At 39.9% G+C, this 4,945-nt stretch carries 5 protein-coding genes; 2 read left to right on the top strand and 3 right to left on the bottom strand.

Annotation, left to right across the window (positions count from 1 at the left end; all coding sequences use genetic code 11):
- From L654_RS1000000127145 to pdhR, 3 genes are all read right to left on the bottom strand, one after another.
- Positions 1-155: biotin/lipoyl-containing protein (locus L654_RS1000000127145; RefSeq protein WP_343223502.1), on the bottom strand; the 155-nt coding region annotated here is incomplete at its 3' end.
- A 10-nt stretch (positions 156-165) separates the two neighbouring features.
- Positions 166-2,832 (bottom strand): pyruvate dehydrogenase (acetyl-transferring), homodimeric type, encoded by a 2,667-nt coding sequence (aceE, locus tag L654_RS0100385; RefSeq protein ID WP_010553346.1) that lies wholly within the window; start codon positions 2,830-2,832, stop codon positions 166-168.
- Positions 2,833-2,922: 90 nt separating this feature from the next.
- Entirely contained in the window at positions 2,923-3,672 is a 750-nt protein-coding gene (gene pdhR, locus L654_RS0100380) for a pyruvate dehydrogenase complex transcriptional repressor PdhR (protein ID WP_007586129.1), read from the bottom strand.
- 539 nt (positions 3,673-4,211) lie between these two features.
- Between pdhR and L654_RS0100375 the strand changes: the two genes are divergently transcribed.
- Together L654_RS0100375 and L654_RS1000000128045 are read left to right on the top strand one after the other, a co-directional pair.
- Entirely contained in the window at positions 4,212-4,697 is a 486-nt protein-coding gene (locus L654_RS0100375; RefSeq protein ID WP_024606928.1) for a transposase, read from the top strand.
- 20 nt (positions 4,698-4,717) lie between these two features.
- The coding region (locus L654_RS1000000128045) for a hypothetical protein (RefSeq protein ID WP_033027560.1) at positions 4,718-4,945 on the top strand (228 nt) is incomplete at its 3' end.

The following is a 4,945-nucleotide window of genomic DNA, read 5'->3' as shown; positions in this document are numbered from 1 at the left end:
CCCGCTTGCGAAGCAGGTATTTCCATTGATGCTTTGTCGCCTTCAACATTTAATAATGATTGGTCAACATCTACTTTGTCGCCAACGCTTACTAATATTTCGGTTACTTCTACTTCATCGTCACCAATATCTGGTACTTTAATTTCAATACTCATTGCAAACCTCTTATGCGTACAGTGGGTTAAGTTTGTTAGTGTCGATGTTGAACTTTTTAAGTGCTTCAACAACTACTGACTTCTCAACTTCACCGCGTTTAGCAAGTTCAGATAACGTAGCAACAACAACGTAGCCCGCGTTAACTTCAAAGTGACGACGTAGGTTTTCACGGCTATCAGAACGACCGTAACCATCTGTACCTAACACTTTGTAGTTGCTGCTTGGAATGAATGAACGCGCTTGTTCTGCGTAGTTTTTCATGTAATCCGTTGCTGCAACAGTCACAGAGTCGTTTAATACGCTTGTGATGAATGCTGTTTTTTGCTCGCCTTCAGGATTAAGCATGTTGAAACGTTCAACATCTTGACCTTCACGCGTTAATTCGTTGAACGACGTTACAGAAAATACATCGGACGCAATACCATACTCTTCGCTTAGAATCGTAGCGGCTTTACGTACTTCAGTCATAATAGTACCTGAGCTTAATAGCTGTACGTTGGCTTTTTTACCTTCGTAACTTTCAAGCTTGTAAATACCCTTACGAATACCTTCTTCAGCGCCTTCTGGCATAGCTGGCTGATGGTAGTTTTCGTTCATAAGCGTTAGGTAGTAGTAAATATTTTCTTGGTCATCACCGTACATACGACGAATACCGTCTTGTACAATAACAGCTACTTCAAACGCGTAAGTTGGGTCATATGAAATACAGTTAGGAACCGTATTAGCAAGAATATGACTGTGACCATCTTCGTGTTGCAAGCCTTCACCATTTAGCGTTGTACGACCCGCAGTAGCACCTAATAAGAAACCACGTGCTTGTTGATCGCCCGCCATCCATGCCATGTCGCCAACGCGTTGGAAACCAAACATAGAGTAGTAAATGTAGAACGGGATCATTGGTAAATCGTTAGTGCTGTATGAAGTTGCAGCAGCAACCCATGACGACATTGCACCTAACTCATTAATACCTTCTTGAAGCACTTGCCCTGATACAGTTTCTTTGTAGTAAGAAACAATATCACGATCCTGTGGCGTATAGTTTTGGCCATGCGGATTGTAAATACCAATTTGACGGAATAAACCTTCCATACCAAATGTACGCGCTTCATCGGCAATAATTGGTACGATGTTTTTACCAATGCCTTTATCTTTTAATAAGATATTAAGTGCACGAACAAAACCCATAGTCGTAGAAATATCACGTTTTTGCTCTTCAAGTAGCGGCTTAAACGCGTCTACTTCTGGCAACGTAAGTTTTTCACTAAAACGTGGAATACGCTTAGGTGTATAACCTTTAAGTTCATCACGACGAGCATGTAGGTATTTATACTCAGGTGAACCTTCTTCAAGCTCTAAATAAGGTAGTTCTGCAAGTTGCTCTTCAGATACTAAATCATCAAGACCAAGGCGTGAACGTAAATGTGCAACATGCGACATGTCCATTTTTTTCACTTGGTGCGCAATGTTTTTACCTTCAGCTGCTTCACCCATGCCATAACCTTTTACAGTTTTAGCAAGAATTACAGTTGGGCGGCCTTTAGTGTCTTCTGCTTTTTTAAATGCAGCAAATAATTTTGATGACTCATGACCACCACGCTTAAGCGCGAAAATTTCGTCATCTGTCATGTCAGCAACAAGTGCTGCTGTTTCTGGGTAACGACCAAAGAAGTTTTCACGTACGTACGCGCCATCTTTAGCTTTATATGTTTGGTAATCGCCATCAACAGTTTCGTTCATTAACTGTAGTAATTTACCCGTTGTGTCTTTAGCTAGAAGAATATCCCAGCCGCTGCCCCACACTAGTTTAATTACGTTCCAGCCAGCGCCTTTAAACAAGCCTTCCAGCTCTTGAATAATTTTACCGTTACCCATAACTGGGCCGTCTAAACGCTGTAAGTTACAGTTAACTAAGTAACAAAGGTTATCTAGTTTTTCACGTGCAGCAAAAGAAATAGCGCCACGTGATTCTGGCTCATCCATTTCACCGTCACCTAAAAACGCGTATACACGTTGGTTTTTAGTATCTTTTAAGCCACGACCATCTAAGTATTTTAAGAAGCGTGCTTGGTAAATAGACGAAATAGGACCTAAGCCCATTGATACCGTAGGGAACTGCCAAAATTCAGGCATTAACTTAGGGTGAGGGTACGATGGTAAGCCTTCGCCATCAACTTCTTGGCGGAAGTTATCTAGTTGTGCAGCCGATAAACGACCTTCAACAAATGCACGTGCGTAAATACCTGGAGAAATATGACCTTGGTAATAAACTAAGTCACCACCGTCTACATCATTTGGTGCTTTAAAAAAGTGGTTAAAACACACTTCATAAAATGCAGCAGATGATTGGTAAGACGCCATATGGCCGCCTAAGTCGAGATCTTTTTTAGATGCACGTAGAACGATCATAATCGCGTTCCAACGTATAATTGAACGAATACGACGCTCAAGATTTACATCACCCGGGTAAGCAGGTTCTTGATCTACAGGAATAGTATTAACGTAGTTCGTGGTAATACCCGTTGGCATATCAACGCCGTCTAAACGGGCTTGCTCTAATACTTGCTCAAGTAAAAACTGAGCTCGTTCAACACCTTCTTCGCGCACAACTGATTCAAGAGCTTGTAACCACTCTTGTGTTTCTAGCGCGTCTACGTCAATTTTATTGACTTCAGACATATGGAGGTTTCCTTATGTTTAAAATACGAATATTGTTAATTTAATATCACAGCTACTTAATTTGTGTGTTCAAAGTAGTTATGTACTAACTTAATTTTGTTTAGTGCGTCTTAAACTACGTTCAATTCGCGAATGTTCTTTGCCTGCTTCAAGTAGTGCTTCTTCGATAAATGCTAAGTGCGCATTACTTGCTAAACGGGCTTGTTCTGGATTACCGTCAATAACGGCATCCATTAATAAACGCCTGTGTTGGGCTAATTGACTGCTAATATCTGACTTTTTTAATAAAACAGTTAAATTTTGCAATACATTTTGCTCAAGCAGCGCTTTCATGCCTCTTACTAAATGCAGTAACACCACATTATGCGAAGCTTCTGCCACGCTAAAGTGAAATGCATTAATTGCTTTTGCTTTTTGCTGTAAATCATCATTAACTAGGGCAATTTTATCAAAGCTTTCTTTCACTTTGCTAAAATCGTTGCTGGTCCCGCGCAGTGCCGCGTAGTAAGCAGCAATCCCTTCTAATGCATGACGAAATTCAAGTAAATCAAACTGCGACTCAGGGTGTTTACTAATCAAATCAAAAAGTGGATCAGTAAGCCCTTCTTCGAGCTGATTTTTTACAAACGTGCCGCCACCCTGGCGACGCGTAACTAAACCTTTCGCTTCTAATTTTTGAATTGCCTCACGCAGTGACGGGCGAGACACTTCAAATTGCTTTGCTAGTTCACGCTCTGGTGGCAACTTTTCACCTGGTGCTAACGAGCCTTCAAGAATCATGTTCTCGAGTTGCTGTAAAATAACATCAGATAACTTTGCTGCTTTGATCTTTAAAGACATGAATCAACGTCCGCGTTGTATAAATACCAAGAGCCCATAAAGCGGGGCTTTGAGTAGTATGATTTACCCAAAAGGTAAATTGGTCATACCAAAAATTTTCAATACGGTATCAAAAACCTTATTAGCTGTCAATTTACAGGTAGCTTGAGCAATTAAAGTAGCGTAACGCATTTTGAACGAAGATTAAACAATGCGCAATTTACAAAAATTGTTATAACGTTAATAGGATGAAAACAATTGGTCTGACCAGAAAAATAGAGTGTTAACTCTAGTTGAATTTATTAAAGAAATTAATAACAGGATAAAAGTACCAAAGAAATAGCTGCAATTTACACACGATCAGTCAACTAAATATAATGCGCGCTATAAAATTTCGATCACGCAATATCGTAGCAGCGGGTTTACCCCGCGACTATTGTGCAAGTAATTACCTAAACGTAAAACACAATGCGCGATATAAAATCGCGACTACGCAAATTTATAAAAATTGCATATGCTTTAAATTCGTGGGTCTGTGATTACTAAAATACGGGTATGTTATGCATCGTTCATATTTATTACGAAAGGGAAGAGTATCAAAAGCAAACCACTATTATGCTATTACACTGGTTTGTCATGAGCGAAACAACCTATTCACAAGCTTAATAATTAATAGAGCTATTATCAATGAAATGAGGGGGTTAGAAAGAGAGAAACTGATTAAATCAAATACTTTCGTGATAATGCCAAACCATATTCATTGGTTATTACAATTATCCGATAGCGCAACATTAAGTGAGGTAATTAGAAGCTTCAAAGGACGCTCAGCCACGGTGTATAGACAATTTGGCAGACAAAAGCTTTGGCAAAAAGGGTTTTATGATCACTTAATAAGAAATACCGAAGACTTAAATAGCTGTGCTAGATACATAGTCGCAAACCCTTTGCGTGCAAATTTAATAGAAAATATTGCAGACTACCCATATTGGGATAGTATTTATCTAAACTCGCAGCAGCGGGTTTACCCCGCGACATTTGGCAACTAATCTCCCAACCGAAAAACACAATGCGCGATATAAAATCGCGACTACGCAATATCGTAGCAACGGGTTTACCCCGCGACATTTGGCAACTAATCTCCCAACCAAAAAACACAATGCGCGATGTAAAATCGCGACTTCGCAATATCGTAGCAACGGGTTTACCTCGCAATATTTGGCAACTAATCTCCCAACCGAAAAATACAATGCGCGATATAAAATCGCGACTACGCAATATCGTAGCAGCGGGTTTA

The sequence above is a fragment of the Pseudoalteromonas sp. TAB23 genome, from assembly GCF_000498075.1.
GTDB lineage: Bacteria > Pseudomonadota > Gammaproteobacteria > Enterobacterales > Alteromonadaceae > Pseudoalteromonas > Pseudoalteromonas arctica.
The sequence above is the reverse complement of the archived record's forward strand: the minus strand, read 5'-3'. Positions and strand labels throughout refer to the sequence as shown.